This is a genomic window from Pseudonocardia sp. ICBG1142, from assembly GCF_020496255.1.
Classification (GTDB): Bacteria; Actinomycetota; Actinomycetes; order Mycobacteriales; family Pseudonocardiaceae; genus Pseudonocardia.
In genome coordinates, this window is record NZ_JAHLJC010000005.1 from 454380 (window position 1) to 480128 (window position 25749).

General features: G+C 72.8%; 22 protein-coding genes. 14 read left to right on the forward strand and 8 right to left on the reverse strand.

Going from position 1 to position 25749, the window contains the following annotated elements; genetic code table 11:
• The first annotated feature begins 3 nt into the window (after positions 1 to 3).
• The 5 genes from KPL59_RS07385 (at position 4) to KPL59_RS07405 (ending at position 5985) form a co-directional block, all read left to right on the forward strand.
• Entirely contained in the window at positions 4 to 1116 is a 1113-nt protein-coding gene (locus KPL59_RS07385; protein WP_226360335.1) for an NDMA-dependent alcohol dehydrogenase, read from the forward strand.
• Positions 1117 to 1204: 88 nt separating this feature from the next.
• Complete coding sequence (locus KPL59_RS36515; protein ID WP_308187839.1) at positions 1205 to 1687, forward strand: enoyl-CoA hydratase/isomerase family protein; 483 nt, start codon at positions 1205 to 1207, stop codon at positions 1685 to 1687.
• A gap of 351 nt (positions 1688 to 2038) precedes the next feature.
• Positions 2039 to 2803, forward strand: a complete 765-nt coding sequence (locus tag KPL59_RS07395; RefSeq protein WP_226359944.1) for a transposase — start codon at positions 2039 to 2041, stop codon at positions 2801 to 2803.
• Positions 2804 to 2822: 19 nt separating this feature from the next.
• Positions 2823 to 4253 carry a class I adenylate-forming enzyme family protein gene (locus KPL59_RS07400; protein ID WP_226360336.1) on the forward strand — a complete coding sequence of 477 codons (1431 nt, stop codon included), beginning with the start codon at positions 2823 to 2825 and terminating at the stop codon, positions 4251 to 4253.
• 64 nt (positions 4254 to 4317) lie between these two features.
• A complete protein-coding gene (locus KPL59_RS07405; RefSeq protein WP_226360337.1) occupies positions 4318 to 5985 on the forward strand; it encodes an FAD-dependent oxidoreductase in 1668 nt (555 codons plus the stop codon).
• A 26-nt stretch (positions 5986 to 6011) separates the two neighbouring features.
• Here KPL59_RS07405 and KPL59_RS07410 read toward each other — a convergent pair whose 3' ends face one another.
• Positions 6012 to 6635, reverse strand: coding sequence for a TetR family transcriptional regulator (locus KPL59_RS07410; RefSeq protein WP_226360338.1), 624 nt, complete (start codon positions 6633 to 6635; stop codon positions 6012 to 6014).
• Positions 6636 to 6758: 123 nt separating this feature from the next.
• Here KPL59_RS07410 and KPL59_RS07415 point away from each other — a divergent pair, with 123 nt between their 5' ends.
• Positions 6759 to 7910 carry an acyl-CoA dehydrogenase family protein gene (locus tag KPL59_RS07415; protein WP_226360339.1) on the forward strand — a complete coding sequence of 384 codons (1152 nt, stop codon included), beginning with the start codon at positions 6759 to 6761 and terminating at the stop codon, positions 7908 to 7910.
• 81 nt (positions 7911 to 7991) lie between these two features.
• Here the strand turns inward: KPL59_RS07415 and KPL59_RS07420 are convergent, their stop codons facing one another.
• Both KPL59_RS07420 and KPL59_RS07425 read right to left on the reverse strand, forming a co-directional pair.
• The gene (locus tag KPL59_RS07420) at positions 7992 to 8927 is read right to left on the reverse strand and encodes an oxaloacetate decarboxylase (protein ID WP_226360340.1); all 936 of its coding nucleotides are present in this window, start codon (positions 8925 to 8927) and stop codon (positions 7992 to 7994) included.
• A gap of 16 nt (positions 8928 to 8943) precedes the next feature.
• Complete coding sequence (locus tag KPL59_RS07425) at positions 8944 to 9654, reverse strand: GntR family transcriptional regulator (protein ID WP_226360341.1); 711 nt, start codon at positions 9652 to 9654, stop codon at positions 8944 to 8946.
• A gap of 132 nt (positions 9655 to 9786) precedes the next feature.
• On the opposite strand from KPL59_RS07425, the gene acnA reads away from it, so the two are divergent.
• The 6 genes from acnA (at position 9787) to KPL59_RS07455 (ending at position 17830) form a co-directional block, all read left to right on the forward strand.
• Positions 9787 to 12432, forward strand: coding sequence for an aconitate hydratase AcnA (gene acnA, locus KPL59_RS07430; RefSeq protein ID WP_226360342.1), 2646 nt, complete (start codon positions 9787 to 9789; stop codon positions 12430 to 12432).
• Positions 12433 to 12524: 92 nt separating this feature from the next.
• Entirely contained in the window at positions 12525 to 13652 is a 1128-nt protein-coding gene (locus KPL59_RS07435) for an ABC transporter ATP-binding protein (RefSeq protein WP_226360343.1), read from the forward strand.
• Complete coding sequence (locus tag KPL59_RS07440) at positions 13649 to 15445, forward strand: iron ABC transporter permease (RefSeq protein WP_226360344.1); 1797 nt, start codon at positions 13649 to 13651, stop codon at positions 15443 to 15445. Before KPL59_RS07435 ends, KPL59_RS07440 begins: the two co-directional genes overlap by 4 nt.
• The gene (locus KPL59_RS07445) at positions 15438 to 16583 is read left to right on the forward strand and encodes an ABC transporter substrate-binding protein (protein WP_226360345.1); all 1146 of its coding nucleotides are present in this window, start codon (positions 15438 to 15440) and stop codon (positions 16581 to 16583) included. The genes KPL59_RS07440 and KPL59_RS07445 overlap by 8 nt, the downstream gene beginning before the upstream one ends.
• Before the next feature lie 159 nt (positions 16584 to 16742).
• The gene (locus KPL59_RS07450; RefSeq protein ID WP_226360346.1) at positions 16743 to 17204 is read left to right on the forward strand and encodes a MarR family winged helix-turn-helix transcriptional regulator; all 462 of its coding nucleotides are present in this window, start codon (positions 16743 to 16745) and stop codon (positions 17202 to 17204) included.
• On the forward strand, positions 17201 to 17830 hold the full coding sequence (locus tag KPL59_RS07455; protein WP_226360347.1) for an SDR family oxidoreductase: 630 nt from the start codon (positions 17201 to 17203) through the stop codon (positions 17828 to 17830). The genes KPL59_RS07450 and KPL59_RS07455 overlap by 4 nt, the downstream gene beginning before the upstream one ends.
• Before the next feature lie 18 nt (positions 17831 to 17848).
• Here the strand turns inward: KPL59_RS07455 and KPL59_RS07460 are convergent, their stop codons facing one another.
• Both KPL59_RS07460 and KPL59_RS36785 read right to left on the reverse strand, forming a co-directional pair.
• The gene (locus KPL59_RS07460) at positions 17849 to 20212 is read right to left on the reverse strand and encodes an FdhF/YdeP family oxidoreductase (protein WP_226360348.1); all 2364 of its coding nucleotides are present in this window, start codon (positions 20210 to 20212) and stop codon (positions 17849 to 17851) included.
• Positions 20213 to 20363: 151 nt separating this feature from the next.
• Complete coding sequence (locus KPL59_RS36785; protein ID WP_020622828.1) at positions 20364 to 20522, reverse strand: hypothetical protein; 159 nt, start codon at positions 20520 to 20522, stop codon at positions 20364 to 20366.
• A 139-nt stretch (positions 20523 to 20661) separates the two neighbouring features.
• On the opposite strand from KPL59_RS36785, the gene whiA reads away from it, so the two are divergent.
• On the forward strand, positions 20662 to 21567 hold the full coding sequence (whiA, locus tag KPL59_RS07470; RefSeq protein ID WP_226360349.1) for a DNA-binding protein WhiA: 906 nt from the start codon (positions 20662 to 20664) through the stop codon (positions 21565 to 21567).
• 57 nt (positions 21568 to 21624) lie between these two features.
• Here whiA and KPL59_RS07475 read toward each other — a convergent pair whose 3' ends face one another.
• Both KPL59_RS07475 and KPL59_RS07480 read right to left on the reverse strand, forming a co-directional pair.
• Positions 21625 to 22638, reverse strand: coding sequence for a phosphotransferase family protein (locus KPL59_RS07475; RefSeq protein ID WP_226358398.1), 1014 nt, complete (start codon positions 22636 to 22638; stop codon positions 21625 to 21627).
• The gene (locus KPL59_RS07480) at positions 22635 to 23828 is read right to left on the reverse strand and encodes an acyl-CoA dehydrogenase family protein (RefSeq protein WP_226360350.1); all 1194 of its coding nucleotides are present in this window, start codon (positions 23826 to 23828) and stop codon (positions 22635 to 22637) included. The genes KPL59_RS07475 and KPL59_RS07480 overlap by 4 nt, the downstream gene beginning before the upstream one ends.
• Positions 23829 to 23934: 106 nt before the next feature.
• Here KPL59_RS07480 and KPL59_RS07485 point away from each other — a divergent pair, with 106 nt between their 5' ends.
• Positions 23935 to 24519 carry a TetR/AcrR family transcriptional regulator gene (locus tag KPL59_RS07485; RefSeq protein WP_226360351.1) on the forward strand — a complete coding sequence of 195 codons (585 nt, stop codon included), beginning with the start codon at positions 23935 to 23937 and terminating at the stop codon, positions 24517 to 24519.
• Here the strand turns inward: KPL59_RS07485 and KPL59_RS07490 are convergent.
• Positions 24506 to 25741, reverse strand: a complete 1236-nt coding sequence (locus KPL59_RS07490) for an enoyl-CoA hydratase-related protein (RefSeq protein ID WP_226360352.1) — start codon at positions 25739 to 25741, stop codon at positions 24506 to 24508. The genes KPL59_RS07485 and KPL59_RS07490 overlap by 14 nt on opposite strands.
• Between the last annotated feature and the right edge of the window lie 8 nt (positions 25742 to 25749).

A 25749-nucleotide genomic window follows, 5' to 3' on the forward strand; every position in this document is an offset into this window, starting at 1 on the left:
ACGATGAAGTCGAGAGCAGCGGTCCTGTTCGAGGCACCGGGCAAGTGGGAGATCGTCGAGGTCGACGTCGACGAGCCCAAGGAGTACGAGGTCCTGGTCAAGTACACGGCCGCCGGCCTGTGTCACTCCGACGACCACGTCGCCAAGGGCGACGTCCCGTCGGCGCACTACCCCTACTGCGGGGGTCACGAGGGCGCCGGAGTGGTCCAGGCCGTCGGGTCGAAGGTGCGCGACCTGGAGCCCGGTGACCACGTCGTCGCCAGCTTCATCCCCGGCTGCGGCCGCTGCCGCTGGTGCGGCGAGGGCAAGCAGAACCTCTGCGACAACGGCGCGTTCATGATGCTGGGCACGCAGCTGGACGGCACGTTCCGGCTGCACCACGGCGGTCAGGACGTCGCCCAGTGCTCGCTCGTCTCCACCTTCTCCGAGTACAGCATCATGCCGGAGTGGGGCGCCGTGAAAATCGACAAGAGCATCCCGCTCGAGTCGGCCGCGCTGGTGGGCTGCGGCGTCCCGACGGGCTGGGGCTCGGCCGTCAACGCCGGGCAGGTCCGGCCGGGTCAGGTCGTGATCGTCATGGGCGTCGGTGGGATCGGCATCAACGCGGTCCAGGGTGCCAAGCACGCGGGCGCGGTGCGCGTCATCGCCGTCGACCCGGCCCCGTTCAAGCGCGAGAGCGCGCTGAAGCTGGGCGCCACCGACGTGGCCTCGAACATGACCGAGGCGACCGACCTCGCCCAGTCGCTGACGAACGGGCAGGGCGCGGACTGCGTCATCGTCACCGTCGGCGTCGCGACCGGTGAGCACGTCGGCCAGGCCTTCGCCGCCACGCGCAAGGACGGCACCGTCGTCCTGACCGCGGTCGCGAACATCGACGAGAACGTCATCCCGGTGAACCTCTTCGAGTTCGCGATGTACCAGAAGCGGATCCAGGGCGCCCTGTTCGGGATGTCCTCGCCCAGCCGCGACATCCCCTACTTCCTGAACATGTACCAGCAGGGCCAGCTGAAGCTCGACGAGCTCGTGACCCGCAGGTACAAGCTCGAGGACATCAACCAGGGCTACGAGGACATGCACGCGGGGAGCAACCTCCGCGGCGTGATCGACTACTCCTGACCCGGTACCGGGGCCGTCCTCCCACGACGGCCCCGGTATCCCGACCGAAGGGCTCCACGTGGGTCTGCACGTCCGGCGGAGCGGCACCGTGGCCACCGTCGAGCTCTCCGACCCGGGTCGGCGCAACGCCCTGTCGGCGGACATGTTCGCCGACCTCGCCCGGACGCTCCCCGAGCTCGACGACGACCCCGGGGTGCGGGTCGTCGTGCTCACCGGTGCGGGCGAGGACTTCTGCTCCGGCGCCGACCTGTCCGCGGTCTCGGACGACGCGCACCCCCTGGGGCACATGAACCGGATCAACCGCGCGGCCGTCGCGTCCGACCGGGCCCGGCTCTCCGAGACCTTCGGGGCCGGAGCACCCGGTCGTCCAGGGCGGCATGCAGTGGGTCGGCCGGGCCGAGCTGGGCGCCGCCGTCGCCGAGGCGCCCCGGACGCCGGGACCTGGGCGGTCGGGCAGTGCCAGGGCCTCATCCACGACATCCCCGCGGTGGGCGAGCTGATCCCGCGCATCGTGGCCGAAGCCGAGGCCGTTCTCGGACGGCTGTCGGGCCTACTCCCGATTTCGGCCTGAAAGCCTCGTCGGGCCGTTGACAGAGCAGTAGCCCGCAGTAGTCTAAAACCTGTAGGGAAGAGGGTTCTCCTTCTTTCTCCATCTCTTGATCTGTACGGTCCGGGACCGTCTCGGGATGCGCATCGTGGCGCACGAAGGAGATCACCACATGTCGACATCCATTGCCTCCGCGCTCCATTGGTGGGCGCTGCGCAAGGGTGAGGAGAAGGCTCTCGTCGTCGAGGACGACGTGGAGGCTTATTCAGGCCCCGTGATATAACGATCTAGCCCGGCGTGTCGGGTTGGGCGACAGCCCGTCCATCGCGAATATTGGTTTGCCGAATCAATCCGAGATGAACGGGCTGCCGCAGTATGTACTATACCACTGGTTTCCGGCGTGATGAAATTCAGGATCTTGTCGCTATAGTGTATGAGCAGGATCAGCGGGACGCGACGGAGGCACGTTTGTCTTGGCCGCCGGTTCTGGGGTTGTTCTGGTCGGTGGTGATCACGTTGGCGTATCTGCGCGGGAATCGTGTGCAGTGGGAGTTGGCGGAAACCTATGGGGTGTCGCAGTCGACGGTTAGTCGAGCGATCACGGGGGTGACACCGTTGCTGGCACAGGCGCTGCGGAGTGTCGTTCCGACGGCAGAGGAGCTTCGTGCCGATCGGCAGTACATCATCGATGGAACCTTGCTGCCCTGCTGGTCATGGGCCGCGGTGCCGGGTCTGTGGTCGGGCAAGCATCGCACCACCGGCGTCGTCGTCCAGGTCGCAGCCACCCTGGAAGGGCAGCTGTCGTGGATCTCCGACCCGACCCCAGGCTCCCGACACGACCTATATTGCCTCGACCAATCCGGCGCCCTCGACCACCTCGCCACATACCCCCCGATCGGCGATAAAGGATACATCGGGCGCGGCATGCTCACCCCGTTCAAAAAACCACCCGGCCGGGAACTTCTCGACTGGCAAAAAACATTCAACAAGAGCCTCAACCACACACGCGCCACCATCGAACGAGTCATCGCCCATATCAAAACGTGGAAAGTTCTCCACACAGACTACCGGCGGCCCTACGCCACATTTAAAACGACAATCTCGGCAGTCATCGGACTCATCTTCTACACACTTACCTGACGGAGCCTGAATAAGCCTCGTGCTCACCTACCGCGAGCTGCAGGACTGGTCCGGCCGTGTCGCGCGGCGTCTGGTGGACTCGGGCGTCAGCCCGGGGGACCGGGTCGGGCTGCTGTCGGCCAACAGCCCCGAGTGGGTCGCCGCCGCCTGGGGAGTGATCAAGTCCGGTGCGGTGCTGCTGCCTCTGAACCCGCGCCTGGTCGCCGCCGAGCTCCACAAGCTCCTCGCCGACGCCGGGTGCGGGGTCGTCGTCACGGCGCCGGCGCTGCTGGCGGGGCTGGAGGGCGTCGTCGAGCGCGGCCACCAGCTGGACGTCATCGGGCTGGACGAGCTCGCCGCGCTGCGGGAGGGTGGCCGGGAGGACTTCCGGGTCGACATCGCGCCCGAGGCCCCCGCGGCGCTGCTCTACACCAGCGGGTCGACCGGCCTGTCCAAGGGCGTGATCTGCACCAACCGCACCCTGCTCGACATCGTCTTCGAGAACTCGCTGACCGAGCCGGGCATGCGTCCGGGGGCGCGGACCCTGCTGCTGCTCCCGCTCGCCTTCACCCCCGGCCTGGTCTACGGGCTGGTGATGACCGGGGTGCTCGGGGGCACGCTCGTCGTCGAGAAGGAGCTGAACCCGTCGCGGGCGGTCCGGCTGATCGAGGAGCACCGGATCACCGTCATGTTCGGTGTTCCGCTCATCTACCAGACGCTCACCTCGGCCCCCGAGTTCGCCGGGGCGGACCTGGCGAGCCTGGAGACGGCCGTCGTCGGTGGCGCCGCGGTGCCGCTGCCGCTGCTGCGCACCTACCGGGAGAAAGGGGTGATCCTGCGCCAGATCTACGGCATGACCGAGGTCGGCGGGATCGCCACCGCGACCTGGGCGGAGGAGGCCGAGGAGCACGCCGGCTCCTGCGGGCGGGGGAGCATCTTCACCGACGTCACCGTCATCGGGCAGGACGGCTCGGTCTGCGCGCCGGGTGAGCCCGGCGAGATCGTGATGCGCGGGCCGGGGGTCACCCCGGGCTACTGGAACGACGACGAGAACACGGCCAGGGCGCTGCGGGACGGGTGGCTGCACAGCGGTGACCTCGGCACCCGCGACGCCGAGGGGCGGCTGACCTTCGTGGACCGCCTCAAGGACCTGATCATCACCGGTGGCATCAACGTGTCGCCGTTCGAGCTCGAGGCCGTCATCTCCGCGGTCCCGGGCGTGCGCGAGGTGGCCGTCATCGCCGCCAAGGACGAGCGGTTCGGCGAGACCCCCGCGGCGATCGTCAGCGGCGACGTCGACGCCGCGGCGATCGTGGCCGCGTGCAACGAACAGGTCGCCGACTACAAGGTGCCCCGCTACGTGGTCGTCCGGGACGAGCCGCTTCCCCGGCTGCCCAGCGGCAAGATCGCGAAGCCCGCCATCCGCACCGAGTACGCGGACCTGGCCGTCACCCACGAGAAGGTGCGCTGAGCGCCGTCGCGCCGACCCCCGGTCGCGCACCGACCACCGGGTCACGACACCACGAGGACATGCGATGACCCACGTGATCACACAGCCGTGCTGCAACGACGCCTCCTGTGTGCCGGTCTGCCCGGTCGACTGCATCCATCCGACCCCGGACGAGCCGGGGTACGCGCGGGCCGAGATGCTCTACATCGATCCGGAGACCTGCATCGACTGCGGTGCCTGCCTGGACGTGTGTCCGGTCGAGGCGATCGTGTCCGACGACGACCTCGAGGGCGACGACGACCCGTACCTGCTGCTGAACGCGGCCTGGTACGAGGGGCGCCGGCCCGTGCCGGTCGCCGGCACCGAGCGCGCGACCGTCGCTCCGCCGGCCGGCGGGGGGCCGCTCCGCGTCGCCGTCGTGGGGTCGGGCCCCGCCGCCTGCTACGCGGTGGAGAGCCTGTTCGCCCGGCGGGAGCTCGACGTCCGGGTGTCGATGTTCGAGCGGCTCCCGGTGCCCGGCGGTCTGCTCCGCTACGGCGTCGCCCCCGACCATCCCGGTACCCGTGGCGTGGGCACCTCGCTGTCGCGCTCGTGGACCCGTCCCGGGTTCACGCTGCACCTGAACGTCGAGATCGGCTCGGACCTGAGTCACGCCGACCTGCTGGAGCACCACCACGCCGTCGTCTACGCGGTGGGCGCTCCCGGCGACCGCCGGCTCGACGTCCCCGGTGAGGACCTGCGGGGCAGCCTGTCCGCACGCGAGTTCGTCGCCTGGTACAACGGCCACCCCGAGGCCGCCGCGCTGGAGGTCGACCTGTCGGCCGAGCGCGCCGTGGTGATCGGCAACGGCAACGTGGCGCTCGACGTCGCCCGTGTCCTCGTGACGGACCCGGGCCGGCTGCACGGCACGGACATCGCGGAGCACGCGCTCACCGCCCTGGCCGACAGCGCCGTACGCGAGGTCGTGGTGGTCGGGCGACGGGGTGCCGAGCAGGCCGCGTTCACCACCCCGGAGCTGCTCGAACTCGCCGAGCTGCCCGGGGTCGACCTGGTGATCGACCCCGCCGAGGTCGCACCGGCCGGCCCGGTCGACGACCCGGTCGTACGGTGGAAGGCGAACCTCCTGCGCGAGCTCGCGGAGCGGCCCGCCACCGGCGCGGGTCGGCGGATCGTCCTGCGGTTCCGGGCGGCGCCGGAGGCGGTTCTCGGCGAGGCCGCCGTGACCGGTGTCCGGCTCGCCCACAACGACCTCGTCGACGACGGAGGCCGGACGGTCGCGCGCCCGAACGGGCGGACCGAGGACGTGCCGGCGGGCCTCGTGCTGCGTGCCGTCGGCTACCGGGGGACCGCCGTCCCGGGGCTGCCGTTCGACGAGGACCGGGGAGTGCTCCCGCACCGGGGCGGCCGCGTGGTCGACCCCACCACGGGAGCGGCGGTCGCCGGGACCTACGCCGCGGGATGGATCAAACGGGGACCGAGCGGGGTCATCGGGACGAACCGGTGGTGTGCGGAGGCGACCGTGGAGACGCTGCTGGCCGACTACGCGGCCGGTCGCCTCGCGGCGCCGGTCCGCGGGGACGGCGGACTCGCCGACCTGCTCGCCGACCGTTGTCCGAACGTCGTGGGCCTCGACGGGTGGAAGGCCATCGACGCCCACGAGCGCGAGTCCGGCCGGTCGGCCGGTCGGCCGCGCCGCAAGCTGGTGGACGTCCGGGACATGCTCGACGTCGCGGTCGGGGCGCGTACGACGTGACGCCGATGCCGACGCCGCGGGTCGGGTCAGCCCGGGGCGTCGGCGACCGCGCCGCGCAGGAAGCTGCGCACCGTCTCGGCGAAGAGCTGCTCGGACGTGCGGGCGTCACCGGCGACCGCGCGGGCGAGCAGCGGGGTGTCCTCGGCGACGACGTCCCGGAGTCGTCGCTCCCGTCGCTCGCGCGGACGGATGGCCTCCATCACCGACGAGCCGAGCACCAGCTGGTCCAGCCCGTCGAGAACGAGGAGGTGCGCGCTGCGGGGCACCCCCGCCTCCTCCAGCAGCTCGGCGCCGATCTCGTAGGTCGGGGTCAGGACCTCCCGCGGCGTGAACTCGAGGAGCAGCGGTGCCGCGTGGGCGTGCCGCAGGATGGTCCGCCGGACCCCCAGGCTCACCTCGACGAACCACTCCGTCCACACCGCGTTCGAGCGACGAGGCGGGAACGGGGCCTCCAGCAGGACGGCCCGTGCGACGGCTCCGAGGATCTCGGCCTTGTCGGCCACGTGGTGGTAGAGCGACGGGGCGCGTACCCCGAGTTCCCTGGCCAGGCGGGGCAGGCTGAACGCGGGCAGGCCCTCGGCGTCGATGACCGCCAGCGCGGTCACGACGATCCGCTCCCGGGTGAGCAGCGGGCTGGACGGTCGGGGCACCAACGGATTGTCCGCCACCGCCGGCGTGGCGCCTCCGGAGCCTCGCCCGGCGCGTCGCGGGGCGGGCGCCCGCCGTCCGGCGAACCGTTCCTTCACGACTGTCTAATGGATTAAGGTGAATTCATGGAGACCGATCTCTTCGACGCCGACCACGAGGCGTACCGCGAGACCGCCCGAGTGTTCGTGCAGCGCGAGGTGGTGCCGAATCTCGACCGGTGGGACGAGGTCCGCGAGGTCGATCGGGACACCTGGAAGAAGGCCGGCGCCGCGGGGCTGGTGGGTCTCGCCGTACCCGAGGAGCTGGGCGGTGCCGGGGTGTCGGACTATCGGTTCCGCTACGTGCTCTCGGAGGAGATCGCGAAGGTGGGCGCTTCGGCACTGCAGTCGGCGTTCGGGACGAACGACGACATCGTGCTGGGATACCTGCTCGAGTCGGCGAACGACGCACAACGTGCACGGTGGCTCCCCGGGTTCGCGACCGGGGCGACCGTCGCCGCGATCGCGATGTCGGAGCCCGGCGCCGGCAGCGACCTGCGGGGGATCACCACCTCGGCCCGGCGTGACGGCGACAGCTGGGTGCTCGACGGGTCGAAGACCTTCATCAGCAACGGCGTCACCGCCGATCTGGTGATCGTCGTGGCGAGGACGGATCCGGGCGCGGGGTCGTCCGGCTTCTCCCTGTTCGTCGTCGAGCGGGGGATGCCCGGCTTCCGACGCGGACGGAAGCTCGACAAGGTCGGTCTGACCGCACAGGACACCGCCGAGCTGTTCTTCGACGGCGTCCGGGTCCCGGCCGACAACCTGCTCGGCGAGGAGGGGGGCGGGCTGCGTGCGCTGATGCGCAATCTCCCGCGGGAGCGCCTCGGCATCGCCGTCGCCGCCCAGTGCTCCGCCGAGGCCGCGTTCGGTTGGACCGTGGACCACGTGAAGCAGCGTGTCGCGTTCGGGCGTCCGCTCGCCCAGCAGCAGAGCGTCGGCTTCACCCTCGCCGACCTGCGGACCCGGGTCGAGGTGACCCGGGCCTACGTCGACCGGTGTGTGCGGGAGCTGAACGCGGGGACGCTGACCGCCGTGGACGCGGCCAAGGCCAAGCTGTGGGCGACCGAGATGCAGTGGCAGGTCATCGACTCCGGAGTGCAGCTGCACGGCGGATACGGCTACATGAACGAGTACCCCATCGCCCGCGCGTTCCGGGACGCACGCGTCCAGCGCATCTACGGCGGCGCGAACGAGGTCATGAAGGAGATCATCGGTCGGGACCTGACCCGGCAGTGACGTCGCCCGGACCGTCCTGGCGGGTGTCGCTGCCGGAGCGGTTCCCGGCCCCGGGGACCCGATGTCGTGACGCTCCGGACGTCACGCCCCCCGCGCGGACGGGCCGGCAGCGGGACGCACGAGCGATGCCACCGGGACCGACGACGCGGCCAGGCGGGCCTCGGCCGCGTCGAAGACGGCCTTGCCCACCAGGCGCTGCCGCTCCGCGAACGGCGCCAGCAGGTCGCCCGCACCGGCGAGGGTCCCGTCGTCGCGGAGCCTGCGGAGCGCGTCCTGCATCCCCTGGATCGAGGCCTGCAGGGCGGCGTTCGCGTAGAGGACCACGGCGAACCCCATCCGGTGCAGGTCCGCGCGGGGGAGCATCGGGGTCTTCCCGCCCTCGACGATGTTGGCCAGCTTGGGCACGTCGGGCCGGGTCGCCCCGACCGCCGCCAGTTCCTGCCGGTCGCGGACGCCCTCGACGAACAGGACGTCGGCGCCGGCGTCGGCGTAGACCCCGGCGCGGTCGAGCGCCTCGCCCAGCCCGTGGGCGGCACGCGCATCGGTCCGGGCGACGATCAGCGTCGCGTCGTCGCGCCGGGCGTCGGCCGCGGCCGCGATCTTCTGTGCCATCTCGGCGGCCGGCACGACCTGCTGGCCGTCGAAATGGCCGCACCGCTTGGGGTTCACCTGGTCCTCGATCTGGATGGCCGCGGCGCCCGCGCGCTCCAGCGTGGTGATCGTCCGCCCGACCGTGACCGCGTTGCCGAAACCGGTGTCCGCGTCCACGACCAGCGGCAGGTCGGTCGCCTCCGCGATCGCCGTGACGTGGGCCGCCAGTTCGGGCAGCGAGAGGAAGCCGAGGTCGGGCAGTCCGAGGGAGGTGTTGGTGATCCCGGCGCCGGTGACGAAGGCGGCGTCGAAGCCGAGGTCCTCCACGATCCGCGCGGCGAGCGCGTTCGCGACGCCGGGGAGCAGGATGCCCCCGCCGTCCAGGAGCGACCGCAGACGTGCCCCTCCGGTCGGGTGCGTGCTCATAGGGGTCTCCTTCGGCTCAGCCGTGCGACGTCGTGAGGGCGTGCAGGTCGATCGACGCACCGACCCCCGTGTCCTCGGCCAGTACGGACAGGATGTTCTGCAGGCTGTTGGCGATGTGGGTCGCGGTGGCCGCGGCCGCGGCGGTCTCGTCGCCGTCGGCGATCGCGGTGCAGATCGCCACGTGCTCACCGACGGTCTGCAGCATCCGCTCGGGGCGCCGCCGGGCCAGCAGGCGCAGGCGTTGCAGATGGCCGCGGACACCGCGCAGCGCCTCGACGACGTAGGGGTTGCGCGCCGCGTCGGCGACGGCCTCGTCGAGGGCGAGGGTCAGCTCGGAGTGGTGCCGGTAGTCGTCGTCCGGGCCCGCGGCGCCGAGCTCGGCGCGCTGACCGGCGAACGCGGTCGCCAGCTCGGCGAAGACCTCGCGCCGCGGGCGGCGTGCGCACAACCGTGCGGCGTAGGGCTCGACCGCCTCGCGCATCTGGAACAGGTGCACCACGTCCTGCACGGCGATCTCGCTGACGACCGCGCCCCGGCCGGCGGTGATGCGCACCAGCCCTTCGCGGTCGAGGCGGTGCAGGGCCTCCCGCAGCGGTGTGCGGGACACCCCCAGCTCGCGGGACATCCGCACCTCGCTGAGGTGCTCGCCCGGCGGGAGCGCCCAGCTCACTATCAGGTCGCGCAGCCGTTCGTAGGTCCGCTGCCCCTGGCTCAGGTCCGCTGCCATCGTGCTTCCCTCCCCGGCGACCGTTGACATCTGCGGACCGACTGTACACGATCGCGGTACCTTCTACATCCAAGCTGTATACAGACTGGAGACAGGCAATGGAGCGTGTGTCCCGCCGAGGTCGGACCGTCGATGCGTGACTCCTTCGGCACGTGTTCGAGGCTCACGGTCGACGGCGGGACCTGGGAGATCCGCAGGCTCGACGGGCTCCCCACCGCCGCGCGGCTCCCCATGTCGCTGCGGCTGCTGCTGGAGAACCTCCTGCGCAACGAGAACGACGACGACGTCACCGCCGACCAGATCGAGTCGCTGCTCTCGTGGCGCCCCGGTGGGCCCGGCCCCGAGGTCGCCTTCACCCCGTCACGGGTGCTGCTGCAGGACCTGTCCGGCATCCCCGTCCTGCTCGACCTCGTCGCGATCCGCGAGCGCGTGGAGCTGCTGGGTGGCGACCCCGCCCGGATCGCCCCGGTGGTGCCGACCGACCTGGTGGTCGACCACTCGGTGACCGTCGACGTCGCGGGCCGGGCGGACGCGGCGGCGGTCAACACCGGACGGGAGTACGCGCGCAACACCGAGCGCTACGAGTTCCTCCGGGGCGCGCAGGAGGCATTCGACAACTTCCGGATCGTGCCGCCCGGGCACGGCATCTGCCATCAGGTCAACCTGGAGCACCTCGCGACCGTGGTGACCGGCCGCCAGGGCGGCGACGGGAGGCGCGAGGCCTTCCCGGACACCCTGGTCGGCACCGACTCGCACACCACGATGGTGAACGGCCTCGGGGTCCTGGGCTGGGGGGTCGGGGGCATCGAGGCGGAGTCCGCGATGCTCGGGCAGGCCCTGTCGATGCGGGTCCCGGAGGTGGTCGGCGTGCGTCTGACCGGGACGTCACCGCCGGGGGTGACCTCGACCGACCTCGTGCTGACCGTGACCGAGACCCTGCGCCGGGTCGGTGTCGTGGCGGCCTTCGTGGAGTTCTTCGGACCGGGTGTCGCCTCGTTGCCGGTCGAGGCACGCGCGACCGTGGCGAACATGAGCCCGGAGTACGGCTCGACCTGCACGGTGTTCCCGATCGACGACCGGACGCTGGAGTACCTGCGGCTCACCGCGCGTCCCGAGTCGCAGATCCGCCTCGTGGAGCGGTACGCCCGGGAGCAGGGACTGTGGGCCGACCCCGAGGTCGAGGCCGACTACGACCGGGTCGTCGAGATGGAGCTCGCCCGGGTCCGGCCCTCGGTCGCCGGCCCGTTCCGCCCGCACGACCGGCTGTCCCCGTCCGCGGTGCCCGCCGCGGTCTCCCGGGCCCGGCGGAGGGGGACCGGGGACGAGGCCCGCGTGGTGCCCGCAGCGGGAGCGACACCCCCGGAGACGGTCGGCGACGGCTCCGTCGTGATCGCCGCGATCACGAGCTGCACCAACACCTCGGCGCCGGCGGTGATGATCGGCGCGGGTCTGCTCGCCCGCAACGCGGTGCGTCGTGGGATGCGGACGAAGCCCTGGGTCAAGACCTCGCTCGCCCCCGGCTCGACCGTCGTGGCGGAGTACCTGGCGGCCGCCGGACTCCAGGCCGACCTCGATGCGCTCGGTTTCCAGCTCGTGGGCTTCGGGTGCACCACGTGCAGCGGCAACTCCGGGCCCCTCGACGAGCAGGTCCGGCGTGCGGTGCGCGAGAACGATCTCGACGTCGCGGCCGTGCTCAGCGGCAACCGCAACTTCGCCGGGCGGATACACCCGGAGGTGCGGATGAGCTTCCTGGCCTCGCCGCCACTCGTCGTCGCGTACGCGCTGGCCGGCACGACCGCCGTCGACGTCACCGACGCCCCGCTCGGGCTCGACCGCGACGGCCGGCCCGTCCACCTCTCCGAGCTGTGGCCGTCCGACGAGGAGATCCGTGAGCTGACCGACCGGGTCCTGGGCGCCGACCGCTACCGCGACGGCTACCGGGACGTCTTCTCCGGTGACGAACGGTGGAACGCCCTGGCACCGGCCGGGACCGGCTTCACGTGGCGGGAGTCCTCGACCTACATCCGGCGTCCGCCCTTCCTCGACGAGGTGGACCGCACCGTTCCGGCTCCCGCCGACCTGGTGGGGGCCCGCGCACTCCTGCACCTCGATGACTTCGTCACGACCGACCACATCTCCCCGGTCGGCCCCATCCGCCCGGACTCGGAGGCGGGGAGGTACCTGGCGGGATGCGGCGTCGGACCGGCCGAGCTGCACAGCTTCGGTGCCCGTCGCGGCAACCACGAGGTGATGGTGCGGGGCACGTTCACCAACCCGCATCTGCACAACAGGCTGGTCCCCGGGGCGACGGGCGGCACCACCGTCCACCTCCCGTCCGGCGAACGGACGTCGGTGTTCGGGGCGGCGCAGCGCTACCGCTCGGAGGGGACACCGCTGATCGTCCTGGCCGGGGCCGACTACGGCACCGGCTCGTCGCGCGACTGGGCGGCCAAGGGCACCCGGATGCTGGGGGTCCGGGCGGTCCTCGCCCGTTCCTTCGAGCGCATCCACCGGTCGAACCTGGTCGGGACGGGTGTGCTGCCGCTGCAGTTCGTCGACGGCGAGCACGCGGACACCCTCGGCCTCGACGGCCGCGAGACGTACTCGACCAGCGGCCTGGCCGTCGGTGCCCGGCCACGGCACGTGACGGTGACCGCCCGCGGCGCCGGCGGCACCCGGAGCTTCCGGGTGCTGGTCCGGCTGGACACCCCGGCGGAGTGGGAGCTGTTCCGCCACGGCGGTATCGGCGCCCACGTCGTGCGGAGGGTCCTCACCTGAGCCGTCCGGCGGGAGGCGCCGGTCCGAGCACCACCCCACCACCACAACGGGACGGCCACGGGCCGGTCCGGTCGCTTCGAGGAGGAAGCACGATGGAGGTAACCGTACGGGGCCTCGTCCTGGACTACGGCGGAGCCGTGGCCGTTCGAGACCTCGATCTCGACGTCGCCGCGGGGGAGTCGATCGTCCTGCTCGGACAGTCCGGCTGCGGCAAGACCAGCACCATGCGCTGCATCGCAGGTCTCGAGGAGCCGACCCACGGAACGATCACGATCGGCGACCGCACGGTGTTCGACGCCGCGGCCGGGAGCTCGGTCCCCGCGCACCGGCGCAACGTCGGGATGGTGTTCCAGTCCTACGCGGTCTGGCCGCACCGCACCGTGGAGGAGAACGTCCTCTTCCCGCTGCGGATGGCCGGTGTCGGCCGCGCGTCCGCGCGGGAGACCGCCCGGCAGGTGCTCGCGTCGGTGGGGCTCGATCATCTCGCGGACCGGGGTGCCAGCAACCTGTCCGGTGGGCAGATGCAGCGGGTCGCGCTCGCCCGGAGCATCGCCATGCGGCCCGCCGTGCTGCTGCTCGACGAGCCGCTGTCCAACCTGGATGCCCGGCTGCGCGACGACCTGCGGGTCGAGCTGCGTCGCATCCAGCAGGAGCAGAACCTGACCAGCATCTACGTGACCCACGACCAGACCGAGGCGTTGGCGCTGGCGGACCGGGTCGCGATCATGCAGGGCGGTCGCATCACCCAGCTGAGCAGCCCCGAGGAGCTCTACTCGCGCCCCGCGAGCGTGTCGATCGCGCAGTTCCTCGGGGTGTCGAACGTGTACCGGGTACGGGCGGGCGAGGAGGGGACCGTCCGGCTGGCCGACGGCGTCGCCCTGCGCACCACGCACCGTGGGCCGGTCGAGGGCCGGAGTGCGTGCGTCCGACCGGAGGCGGTCCTGGTCACCGCCGGTGGGCGGCCGGGGGCGCCGGGGGTGAACGACCTGGACGGGGTCCTGCGCGCCCGCAGCTACCAGGGGGCGCTGACCCGGATGTCGGTGGTGTTGTCCGGCGGGCTGTTCGTGGACTGCGTCCAGGCGTCGGCGTCGGTCGCCGGGATCGAGCCCGGGGCGCCGGTACGGGTCATGGTCGACCCGGCCGACGTGCAGGTCCTGCCGCCCGAGGTCGACGGCGTGCCCGATGCGCCGTCGACCTCCGTGGACAGGCGGGCGGCATGACCGTGGCCGATCCACGCCCCGACGTCCCCGGTGCCCCCGGCCGCCCCTCGGCCACCGTCGCCGGCCCGCCGCCACCGCCGTCGTCGCGGTCCGCTGCCCGTGGCAGGCGGCGGCCGCGGCGGTGGGCACTGAGCGGTCCGCTCCTGCTCCTGCTGGTCGTCATGATCGTGCTTCCCGCGGCGTACATCCTGCTGGCGGCGCTCAGCACGAACTCGCCACGGCCGGGCAGCTCGCCGGGGGCACCGACCCTCGGGAACTTCGCGATCCTGGCCGACGAGTCCTTCGTGGCCGGGCTGGTCAACTCCCTGGTCATCGCCGTCGGCGGGACGGCGCTGGCACTGCTGATCGGGGGCACGCTGGCCTTCCTCGCGGCCCGCTCCGACGTGCGGTGCCGCGGCCTGGTGTTCGCGATCGGGCTGATGCCGCTGTTCCTCCCGTCGTACGTGGGGGCGCTGGCCTGGTCGATGCTGGGGAGCCCCCGGTCGGGCCTGCTCAACATCGGGTTCCGGGATCTCGGCCTGCCACTGTCGGTGGACCTGTACGGCCTCGGCGGCACCCTGTTCGTGCTGGCGCTGTTCTACGCGCCCTACCCGTTCCTGCTGATCCACAGCGCGATGTCGATGATGAACCCGGATCTGGAGGACGCCGCCTCGATCCACGGCGGCTCGACCGTCCGGATGCTGCGCGAGGTCACGGTGCCACTGGCGATGCCCGCGGTCCTCGGCTCGGGGTTGCTGGTCTTCGTCCTGATCCTGGAGAACTTCCCGGTGGCGCAGGTGCTCGCGATGCCGGCGGGCGTCGACACGATGCCGACCTACCTCTACCAGCTGATGAACGACTCACCGGTCCGCGGGAACGAGGCGGCCGCGATCGCGGTCGTCCTCGTCGCGGTCGTGGCGGTGGTCACCTGGCTGCAGCGCCGGGCCCTGGCACGGCGCTCGTACACCACGGTCTCGGGCAAGGGGGTGCGCGCCCGCCGGGTCGCACTGGGCCGATGGGGCGTGCCGGCGCTGGCCGGGGCGCTCGTCTACTTCGTCCTGACGATCGTGCTCCCGGTCCTCGCCCTCCTGCTGGTCTCGGTCCGCCGCTCGGCCTACATGGAGTCCTTCGCCGAGCTGGCGGCGCCCGGTGCCCTGGACGTCACGGCCTACGCCCAGGTCGTCAACTCCAGCCTGTTCGCGACCGTCACGGCCAACAGCGTGATCGTGAGCGTGGTCGCGGCCGCGGTGGGGACGGTGCTGGCCTTCCTCGTCGCGTACTCGGTCTACCGGACCCGGTCCGCGGGCGGGAGCCTGCTCGAAGGGGTGTCGATGATTCCCCTGGCGATCCCGGCGATCGTCCTCGGCATGGGGCTGCTGTGGACCTGGCTGACGATGCCGATCCCGCTCTACGGGACCCTGGCCCTGCTCATGATCGCTTTCGTCGCGGTCCAGATGCCGCAGGGCCTGCGCAGCATGGCGGCGGCGATCCGGTCCACCGACCGCGACCTGGAGGACAGCGCGGTGATGCTGGGGGCGAATCGGCCGCGGGCCGTCCTGCACGTGACCGTGCCGCTGCTGCGGGTGGCGTTGTCCTCGACGTTCCTGTTGCTGCTGATGCTCAGCATGCGAGAACTCACGGTCCCGCTGCTGATCTACACGAGCCGGACCAACATCCTGTCCATCGCGATCTTCGACCAGTTCGAGAACGGCGGCGCGCTGCAGCAGGCGGCCGTGCTCAGCGTGATCTACGTGGTCATCATGATGGTGCTGTCCTACCTGCCGCGGCGCTTCGGGGGGCAGACCGATGTCTGACACACGGACGCTCTGCGGGCGCGGCGTCGTCCTGACGGTGTTGACCGCGACGCTCCTCGGCCTGGTCGGGTGCGGTGCCGCGGCGTCGAGCACCACCGACATCGCCCCTGCGTCGGCGGTGGACAGGTCGGACGGCCTGCGCATCGACGGTGAGCTGGTCGCCGACCGCGAGCTGTACGAGGCGGCCCGGGGCGGCACGGTCACGCTCTACACGTCGGGCAGCCAGCAGTCGGAGACCGCGATCAGCGAGCGGTTCACCGAGGAGACCGGGATCTCGCTGACCTTCACCCGGCTCGCCACGGCGAAGATGACCGAGCGGGTGCAGAGCCTGGCCGGCGCGGACCGGCTCGACGCCGACGTGATCAGGACCGCCGATCCGGCCTTCGCCGACCGGCTGGCACGGTCCGGGGTGCTCGTGCCCTACGACCCGCCGTCGGTCGACGCGCTGGTCGCCTCCGGCGCGATGCAGGCCGGTCGACCGGTGATCTCGTGCTACTCGATGGCCTATGCCTTCGCCTACAACAACCGGGTCGTGCCACCGGAACAGGCGCCCCGACGGTGGGCGGACCTGCTCGATCCCCGATGGGCCGACGGAAGGCTGGGGACCGCCAGGCCGACGGGGGCGGGGTCGGCGCCGACCGACTTCGTCAACCGCCACTTCGGGGCGGAGTACTGGCAGCGGATGGCCGCCAACGGCGTGCGGGTGTTCGACGCGGGTGTGGCGGTCCAGGCCGACGCGCTCGCCCGCGGTGAGATCGCGGTCGGGACCTTCCCGGCCGATGTCGCGTTCGCGGCCGGCCGGGCGGGCGCGCCGATCACCTTCGTCGTCCCCGACGATCCCGACGCGAAGCTGTCCCTGGCGGTGCTGAGCCTGGGGATGACGCAGGTGGGGCTGGAGAACCCGGCGGCCCGGGTCTTCGTCAACTGGTCGATGTCCAAGGCGGCGCAGCGGTTCGCCGCCGCGCAGGCCTACGTGCCCGCCCGCACCGATCTCGGCCCGCTGCCCGACGTGCCGTTCGGCCTGCCCCAGCTGGGGACGCCGGGCGTGGAACCGTTCACGCTCGCCGACCAGCTGGCCCGCAAGGACGAGGCGCTCGCGATCTGGAACGCGGCGTTCCGGTTCCGGCCGGGGAGCTGACCGGCCTGCGTACGACGGGCGGTGGCGGCCGGTTGCGCGACACGGTGTCGACCGCCGCCGGCACGGTCCCCGCCTCGGCCGCGCCGGGGCGAACACGGAGCACCGAGGATGTTTGTCACATGATACCTGTCTTCTGACAGGCATGTGTACGGTGTCGGTGTGGACGAGGACCAGGAGAACCGCCTGTTCGAGCTGGCCGACCGCATCCTCGCGGTCGGCCGGCTCATCCACGCGTCGAAGGAGCCCGCGTTCTCCGGGCAGAGCTGGACCCCGCTGGAGAGCGCGGTCATGCGGGTCGTCGACCGGGAGCCGGGGATCACCGCCGGTGCAGTCGCGCAGGCGACGCGGCTGATCTCCAGCAACACCAGCCGCGCACTGCGTGGCCTCGAGGCCAAGGGGCTCGTGCGCCGCGAGCCCGATCCGGCCGACGCCCGCCGCGTCCGGCTGTACCCGACCGACCTGGCCGCGGAGAACCTGCGTGTGCTGCGCCGGATCTGGAGCGGACTGCTCGACGGGGTCGGCGACGACCCCGCCGCGATCGACACCACCGTCGCGCTGCTGCGGCGGATCGAGACCGAGCTCGGTGGGAGCAGCCGGGCCACACCACCGGAGGCGACATGACCGACCGCACCGCACTCGTCGTGGGGGCCTCGCGCTCCCTCGGGCTCGCCCTGGCGGGGGAGTTCGCCGATCGGGGGTGGGACGTCGTCGCGACCGTGCGCGGCGACACCTCCGAAGGCCTCGCCGAGCTCGCCGCCCGGACCGGGCGGGTGACCGTCGAGCGACTGGACATCACCGACACCGCCGGGATCGCCGCGCTGCGCGAGCGCCTCGGCGACCGCCGGATCGACCTGCTGTTCGTCAACGCCGGCATCACCGACGCCGACGTGCCGGCCGCACAGGTGCCGACCGAGGTGTTCGCCGAGGTCATGGTGACCAACGCGCTGAGCCCGATGCGGGTCGTCGAGGGTCTGTCCCCGCTGGTCCCACCCACCGGCACGATCGGGGTCATGTCCTCGCGGCAGGGCAGCGTCGGGTTCAACACCCGGGGCGGGCACGAGGTGTACCGGGCGAGCAAGGCGGCGCTCAACCAGCTGATGCGCAGCTACGCCGCCCGGACGGCGCAGGACCCGCGCACCCTGCTGCTGTTGCACCCGGGCTGGGTGCAGGCCGACGTGCTGGAGGGCCACGCCCACGACGGTGGCCTGCAGTTCCTCGACCACACCGGCGCGGTCGTGCCGTGGTGACCCGCTCGGGTCCCGCGGTCAGGACAGGTGCGACACCTCCGGCCGGGACTTGTGGCCGTCGTCGTCGCCGACCTGGCCCTGCGCGCCCCGCGGGTTGCAGTCGGTGCCCCCGGCGACGCCGAGCCTGACCACGACCGACTTCGACGCCGGCTGGTTGCTCCCGGCCGCCGTGGCGTCGAGCGGGACGAGCGGGTTCGTCTCCGGGTAGTACGCCGCCGCGGTGCCCCGCGGGACGTCGTAGGCGACCAGCCGGAAGTCCGACGCGCAGCGCACGTGCTCGTCGCCGTCCCAGCGCGTGATCAGGTCGACGTGGTCGCCCTCGGCGTAGCCGAGCGCGGCGATGTCCTCGCGGTGGCAGAACACGACCCGGCGCCCGCCCTCGATGCCGCGGTAGCGGTCCGAGAGGCCGTAGATCGTGGTGTTGAACTGGTCGTGGCTGCGCAGGGTCTGGAGCAGCAGGTGCCCGTCGGGCACCTCGAGCACCTCGACCGGCGACACCACGAACTCGCCGCGGCCGGACGGGGTCTCGAAGGTCCGCGAGTCCCGGGGCGGGTGCGGCAGGACGAACCCGCCGGGCCGGCGGACGTTCACCTCGTAGCTCTCGCAGCCGGTCACGACGCGCGAGATGTGGTCGCGGATGCGGCGGTAGTCCCCGCGCATCGCGGCCCAGTCGATGCCGTGCCGGTCGCCGAGGGTGGCCTCGGCGATGCCGGTGAGGATCGCGACCTCGGAGCGCAGGTGCGGGCTCGCCGGCGGCAGCGGGCCGCGGGAGGAGTGCACCGAACAGGTGGAGTCCTCGACCGAGACGAACTGCGGGCCGGACTCCTGGACGTCGCGCTCGGTGCGCCCCAGGGTGGGCAGGATCAGCGCGGTGCGACCGCCGTGCAGGTGCGAGCGGTTGATCTTCGTCGAGATCTGCACGGTCAGCCGGGTACCGGTCAGCGCCTTGGTCGTGACGTCGGTGTCCGGTGCCGCCTGCAGGAAGTTGCCACCGAGGCCGACGAACACCTTCACCCGGCCGTCGCGCATCGCCCGGATGCTGTCGACGGTGTCGAAGCCGTGCTCGCGGGGCGGGTCGAACGCGAACTCGCGCTCCAGGGCGTCGAGGAAGGAGTCCGGGACGCGCTCCCAGATGCCCATGGTGCGGTCGCCCTGGACGTTGGAGTGGCCGCGGACCGGGAACAGCCCGGAACCGGGGCGGCCGATGTTGCCCTGGGCCAGCGCGACGTTGACGACCTCCTTGATCGTCGCGACGCCGTTGCGGTGCTGGGTCAGCCCCATCGCCCAGCAGAAGACCGTCTTGCGCGAGTCCCGCAGCAAGGCCGCGGCCCGGGTGATCTCGGCCCAGGACAGGCCGGTGGACCGGGTGACTGCGTCGCGGTCGATCCCGGAGACGTGCTCGCGCCAGGCATCGAACCCGGTGGTGTACCGGTCGAGGAACTCGTGGTCCAGGGCGTCCCACTCGACCAGCAGCGAACCGATGGCCTGGAACAGCGCCAGGTCGCCGTTGACCCGGACCGGCAGGTGCAGGTCGGAGATGTCGGTGCCGCGTCCGAGGACGCCCTTCGGGGTCTGCGGGTTCTTGAACCGCATCAGCCCGGCCTCGCGCAGCGGGTTGATCGTGAGGATGGTGGCGCCGTTGCGCTTGGCGTGCTCGAGCTGGGTCAGCATCCGCGGGTGGTTGGTGCCCGGGTTCTGCCCGGCGATGACGATCACGTCCGCCTCGAGCAGGTCGGGCAGCGTGACGCTGGCCTTGCCGATGCCGATCGACTCCTGCAGCGCGATGGAGGTCGACTCGTGGCACATGTTCGAGCAGTCGGGCAGGTTGTTCGTCCCGAACGCCCTGGCGAAGAGCTGGTAGACGAACGCGGCCTCGTTGGACGCCCGGCCGGAGGTGTAGAAGGTCGCCTCACCGGGGTCGTCCAGGGCGTTCAGCTCGTCGCCGATCAGCCGGAACGCCTCGTCCCAGCCGAGGGGCTCGTAGTGGGTGCCGTCCGGGCGCCGGACCATCGGGTGGGTGATGCGGCCCTGTCGGCCCAGCCAGAGCTCGGAGTGGGCGTCCAGGTCGGCGACGCTGTGCCGGGCGAAGAACTCCGGGGTCGCGCGGCGGGTGGTGGCCTCCTCGGCCACGGCCTTCGCGCCGTTCTCGCAGAACTCGGCGACCGAGCGGTGCCCGGGGTCGGGATCCGGCCAGGCGCAGCTCATGCAGTCGAAGCCCTCGGCCTGGTTCAGCTTCAGCAGCGTGCGGGCGGTCCGGGCCGGCCCCATGTGCTCCAGCGACCGCTTCATCGACACCGCGACGGCGGTCGCCCCGACGGCGTGGTCCTCGGGGGAGCCGACGTCGAGATCGGCCTCGGAGTACTCCTCGTCGTGCCTGCTCACCGGTCCACCTCCGTGCTCGACGGCTGCCGGGCGGCGCCGTGCCGGCGTCGTGCCCGCTCCGGAGCGCTACCCGGCGGGAGCGATCCCAATCCCCCGCGGACCCGATCGGACCCTGCCGGCATCCCGTGCCCTGGTCGTGCGGCGGAGTTCATCACACAGGGTGGTCGACCGACCACCGGTCGTCCCGGATGCCGCGCCGGGCGTACCGGGTCGCCCGGTCGCCGTGGCGGGCGGGCGCGTCCGCCTCGTCCCCGGCGACCGGTCGTTGTCCGGGTGTGGCGTCGTCGATCGGGAGCCCGGCGTGCGCCACCGGTCGGTCCGAGGCGTGTCGCCCCCGCCAGGGCGGTCCGTCCCGGGCCGGCCGACCCCCGGTCCGGACGCCGTCCGCCGGCTCCGGGGCCCGAGCCGGCACCGGCGGAGCACGCCGGTCGGATCCGAAGGAGCTGCAGGTGGACACCCCCGACGTCCGGTACGAGCTGTTCCGGCACCGCCCCGCGCGAGCCGACATCGGTCGTGCGGAGGTGGCGACGACACTCCGGTTCGCCTGCGCCGGGACGCTCGGCCAGACCGTCGGGGCGGCATCGGTCCCGGTGCTGGAGGTCCCCACCGGGTGCGCACGCTCCGCCGAGCGCCTGGCCCGGCAGATCACCGACCTGTTCGAGATCCCCGTCGTCCGGCCGTCGTCCGAGTCGCTCCGCATCGTCGCGCGCGTCCCGGAGCTGGCCCGCCGCACCCGGCTGTGCGACGGCACCGGCCGCTGGGTGCGCGGGCTGCCGCCGTCGGTCGTCGCGGGCGACGACGCGGCCCTGGCCGGGGCCTGGCGCGCCGCGTTCCTGGCCGCCGGGGCACTCGGCGGCCGGGGCCGGGCCGGGCTGGAGCTGACCTGCCCGTCCCCGGAGACGGCGATGGCGCTCACCGGCGCGGCCCGCCGCCTCGGCGTCGCCGCGCTGACCCGCCCCGGCACCCACGGCGACCGGGTGGTCGTCCGCGACCACGCCGACGTGCGGGCGGTGCTCGGCCTGATCGGCGCGCCGCGCGCGGCGCAGGCGTGGACCCCCGACCTCCGACGCGGGACCGGCGAGGCGCCGGTGAGCGGCGCGCTGCACGACGCCAACCGGGAGCGCGCCTCCCAGGCCGCGGCGACGACGACCCGGCGTGTCCAGGCACTGCTGGCGGACCCGCCTGCCGGGGTGCCCGACCGTCTGCTGGCCACCGGCCTGCTGCGGGCCCGGAACCCGGAGCTGTCGTTGCAGGAGCTGGGCCGTCTCGCCAACCCGCCGATGACCAAGGACGCGATCGCCGGACGGCTCCGCCGGCTGCTCGAGTACGCCGACCGCGCGCACCCCGGCGGCTGAGGGCGGACCCGCTGACGGCCGCGCGCCGGGTCGCGGTGCCCGGCACGCCCCGGCCGGTCAGGCGTGGACGGCGACCACCCCGGCCGCGGCCAGCGGTGCGGTCGCCTCGCCGACCGTCGCGAACCCCTCCCCGCGGGTGTCCCCGCGCAGGTGCCGGGCGTGGATGCCCTCGGCGATGACCGCGGCCTTGAGGTAGGCCAGCCCCCGGTGGAACGCCCAGTGGCGCACCGTCCGCCCGGACGCGACGGTGTAGCGCTCCACCAGCTCCGCGGTCGACGGCATGCGGGAGCTGGTCGAGGCCGCGGACCCGGCCAGCACCGGTGCGAACGTCGGGTCGCCGTAGACGGTGTGCAGCGCCAGGTCCGCCAGGGGGTCGCCGAGCGTGGCCATCTCCCAGTCGACGAGCGCGCGGATCGTGGCCGGGTGCCCGGCGTCGAGGATGGCGTTGTCGATGCGGAAGTCCCCGTGCACGACGGCGTGGTCGCTCTCGGCCGGGCAGGTGTCGTCGAGCAGGCGGTACAGGGTGTCGACGTCGGGGATCTCGCGGGTGGCGACGCGCTGCCACTGGCCGTACCAGCGCTCGACCTGGCGGCGCAGGTACCCGGCGGGGCGGCCCAGCTCGGCGAGCGGACCGGCGGTGACGTCCACGGCGTGCAGTGCGGCGAGGGTGTCGACCAGGGAGAACGCCACCGCGTGCACGGTGGGGTCGTCGAGGGCGGCGAGGTCGTCCTCGCTGCGCACGACGACCCCGTCGACGAACCCGGTGAGCGCGAACGGCACCCCGAGCACGCTGTCGTCGGCCAGCGCGACGGCCGGGGCGACCGGTACGCCGGTGCCCGCCAGGGCGGCGGTGACCCGGAACTCGCGGCCCATGTCGTGTGCCGACGGGGTCAGCGTGCCCAGCGGGGGTCGCCGCAGGATCCACACGTGGGTGCCGTCGGTGACCCGGTAGGTGAGGTTCGAGCGGCCGCCGGAGACCAGCTCGGCGGTGACCCCGCCGCGGTACCCGTCGACGTTCGCCGTCAGGAAGGTGTCGAGGGCGGCCAGGTCCAGGCCGTCGGGACCGCTCATCGGGCCTGTTCCCTGCGGTAACGGCCCACGGTGCGCTTGGCGATCGACCAGCGGTGGGTCTCCGACGGGCCGTCGTAGATCCGGAACGGGCGCACCTCGCGCAGGAAGCGGCCCAGCAGCACGTCGCCGGACACCCCGCGTCCGCCGTTGAGCTGCAGTGACCGGTCCACGACGCGCCAGACGGCCTCGGCGGTGAAGGTCTTGGCGATCGACACCTGGCTGCCCGCCGGGTTGCCGCGGTCGAGCTCCCAGCAGGCCTGCAGGATCAGCCCGCGCGAGGCGGCGATGTCGATCTCGTTGTCGGCGATCATGGCCTGGGCCATGCCGAGGTCGGCCAGCCGGGACCCGAACACCTCGCGCTCCGAGGCCCACGCCACCGCGATGTCCTGCGCGCGCCGGGCGATCCCCAGCCAGCGCATGCAGTGGGTGAGCCGCGCCGGGCCGAGCCGCACCTGGGCGTAGCGGTAGCCCTGGTCGACCTCGCCGAGCACCGCGTCGTCCGGGACGCGGCAGTCGGAGAACTCGACCTCCAGGTGTCCGCCGAACAGCGACTCGTCGAGCGTCGGGATGTGCCGGCCGACCTTCATCCCGGGGTTGTCGGCGTCGACCAGGAACATCGTCGCGCCGCCGCGGTCACCGGGCTCGCCGGTGGTGCGGGCCATGACGATGGCGAACGCGGCGCCGTCCGCGCCGGTGGTGAACCACTTGCGGCCGTCGATGCGCCAGCCGCCGTCGGCCCGGGTGGCCGTGGTGGACAGGGCGTCGGGGTCCGAGCCCGCGCCGGGGGCGGGCTCGGTCATCGCGAAGCAGGACCGGACGTCGCCGGCGGCCAGCGGGGCGAGGTAGCGCTCCTTCTGCTCCTCGCTCGCGATCCGCTCCAGCATGTGCACGTTGCCCTCGTCGGGGGCGGCGATGTTGAGCGCGATCGGTCCGAGCAGCGAGTACCCGGCCTCCTCGAACACCGCGGCGCGGGCGCGCATGTCCAGGCCGTGCCCGCCGAGCTCCGGCGACGCGTGCGGGGCGAACACCCCCGCGGCGCGGGCGGCGTCCTGCAGCTGTACCCGGGCCTCCTCGGAGGGCAGGACACCGCCGTGGGTCTCCTCGACCGGGATCACCACCTCCCGGATGAAGCGTGCGGTGCGCTCCGCGAGGTCGCGGACGTCCGCGTCCTGGGCGAGGTCGACGGCCATGTCTCCTCCATCGGCTAATGAGTGTTAGCCACCTTCTAGCAGGTTCGAGGCAGGTGAGTACAGCGCAGGGAGCCTCATGTCACAGGTCGGCTATAGACTGCTAGCCGTGCGGGGCGACGAGATCCGGTCGGCGGCGCTGGCGGAGTTCGCCCGTCGCGGCTACGAGGCGACGACGATGGCCGACATCGGCGCGGCGGTCGGCATCCGCGGCCCGAGTCTCTACAAGCACGTCCGCTCCAAGCAGGAGCTGCTCGCCTCGGTCATCGACGCGACCATGCGCGCCCTGCTGGCCGAGCACGACGCCGCGGTCGCCGGGGTCGCCGACCCGGCCGAGCGGCTGCGCCGCGCGGTCGAGGCCCACGTGCGGTTCCACGCCCGCAACCGCCTGGAGGCCTTCGTCGGCAACCGGGAGCTGCGCAGCCTGACCGAGCCGCACCGGTCCGAGGTGCTCGGGCTGCGTGCCGACTACGAGCAGCGCTTCCGCCGCCTGATCACCGACGGGGTCGAGGCCGGCGTGTTCTCGGTGGCCTCGCCGCAGCTGGCCTCGTACGCGATCCTGGACCAGGGGATGGGCGTCGCGGTGTGGTTCCGCGACGACGCGGGCCCGGCCGAGAACGAGGTCGCCTGGCAGCTCGCGGAGTTCGCGCTGCGCCTCGTCGGAGCCGGGCCCGGGCCGGTCAGGAGCCCGTGAAACGGGGGCGCCTGCGCTCGGCGAGGGCCCGCGTCCCCTCGACCAGGTCGTGGCTGCGCCCGGCCTCGACCACCGAGCGCTGCTCGTCGGCGAGATGGGTGTGCAGGTCGGACTCGCTGCTGCGGCGCAGCAGCCGGCGCACCGCGCCGAACGCCTGTGTCGGGCCGTCCGCGATCGTCGTCGCGTACTCCCGCGCCACCGCGTCGACCTCGGCGGCGGGCACCACCCGGGTCACCAGGCCCCACTCCAGGGCCTCGGTCGCGGTGAGCCGGCGCCCGGTCAGGAACAGCTCCGGGGCGCGGCGCAGCCCGACCAGCCGCGGCAGGGTCCAGGAGAGTCCGCCGTCGGCGGTGAGCCCGATGCCGCCGTAGGCGGTGGTGAACACGGCGTCCTCGGCGGCGACGACGACGTCCGCGGCGCACACCAGTGCCAGGCCCATCCCGGCGGCGGCGCCGTGTACCGCCGCGACCACCGGGGCGTCCATCGTGGACAGGCGTTCGACGGTGGGGTGGAACAGGTTGGTGACCTCGCGCAGGACCCGGGGGAGTTCCTCGGGGGCGCAGCCGGTGAACAGCTCGACGTCGCCGCCGACGCAGAACACCCGGTCCCCGCCGGTGAGCACCACGGCCCGCACCGCGGGGTCGGCGGCAACGGCGTCCACGGCCCGGGCGAACTCGGCTCCCAGTGTCCGGTCGACCGCGTTGTGCCGGTCCGGACGGTTCAGTCGCAGGGTGCCGACGCCGTCGGCGACCCGCACGTCGAGGGTGGTGTACGGCGGCGCGGCGGCGGCCCAGCGGGCGGTGTCGGTGAGCTGTTCGAGCCGGGTCAGTCGGCCGCCGGCGACGGTGACGACGTGGGTGAACGCCGCCTCCAGCTCGGCGCCGCCGCGCCGCCCGCGGCCCCGGTAGTGCCCGGAGACCAGCAGCCGGCCGTCGGCGAGCGCGTCGATCCGGTCGGGCTCGGCGCGGGCGGCGAAGTGTCGTCCGATGCCGCCCCAGCCGTCGCGCCGCATCGCCTCGGCGCCGCGGTGCTCGCCGCCCACGCCGCCCGGCATCCCCGCGGCGAGCACGCCGACGAAGTCGGGATCGAGGATCGCGTCCAGGGTGTCCCGGTCGCCGTCGGCGAGCGCGGTGTAGAGGCGCCGGACCACGGCCTCGGCGTCGGTCCCGGTCCCGGTGCCGCTGTCGGTGCCGGCCCCGATGGTGATGGTGGTGGTGTCCACGGTGTGCT

Coding starts and splice junctions, on each gene's coding strand:
- KPL59_RS07385 (WP_226360335.1), top strand. CDS start 4: ATGAAGTCGAGAGCAGCGGTCCTGTTCGAGGCACCGGGCAAGTGGGAG.
- KPL59_RS07395 (WP_226359944.1), top strand. CDS start 2,039: ATGTACTATACCACTGGTTTCCGGCGTGATGAAATTCAGGATCTTGTC.
- KPL59_RS07405 (WP_226360337.1), top strand. CDS start 4,318: ATGACCCACGTGATCACACAGCCGTGCTGCAACGACGCCTCCTGTGTG.
- KPL59_RS07415 (WP_226360339.1), top strand. CDS start 6,759: ATGGAGACCGATCTCTTCGACGCCGACCACGAGGCGTACCGCGAGACC.
- KPL59_RS07420 (WP_226360340.1), bottom strand. CDS start 8,927: ATGAGCACGCACCCGACCGGAGGGGCACGTCTGCGGTCGCTCCTGGAC.
- KPL59_RS07425 (WP_226360341.1), bottom strand. CDS start 9,654: ATGGCAGCGGACCTGAGCCAGGGGCAGCGGACCTACGAACGGCTGCGC.
- acnA (WP_226360342.1), top strand. CDS start 9,787: ATGCGTGACTCCTTCGGCACGTGTTCGAGGCTCACGGTCGACGGCGGG.
- KPL59_RS07435 (WP_226360343.1), top strand. CDS start 12,525: ATGGAGGTAACCGTACGGGGCCTCGTCCTGGACTACGGCGGAGCCGTG.
- KPL59_RS07440 (WP_226360344.1), top strand. CDS start 13,649: ATGACCGTGGCCGATCCACGCCCCGACGTCCCCGGTGCCCCCGGCCGC.
- KPL59_RS07445 (WP_226360345.1), top strand. CDS start 15,438: ATGTCTGACACACGGACGCTCTGCGGGCGCGGCGTCGTCCTGACGGTG.
- KPL59_RS07455 (WP_226360347.1), top strand. CDS start 17,201: ATGACCGACCGCACCGCACTCGTCGTGGGGGCCTCGCGCTCCCTCGGG.
- KPL59_RS07475 (WP_226358398.1), bottom strand. CDS start 22,638: ATGAGCGGTCCCGACGGCCTGGACCTGGCCGCCCTCGACACCTTCCTG.
- KPL59_RS07480 (WP_226360350.1), bottom strand. CDS start 23,828: ATGGCCGTCGACCTCGCCCAGGACGCGGACGTCCGCGACCTCGCGGAG.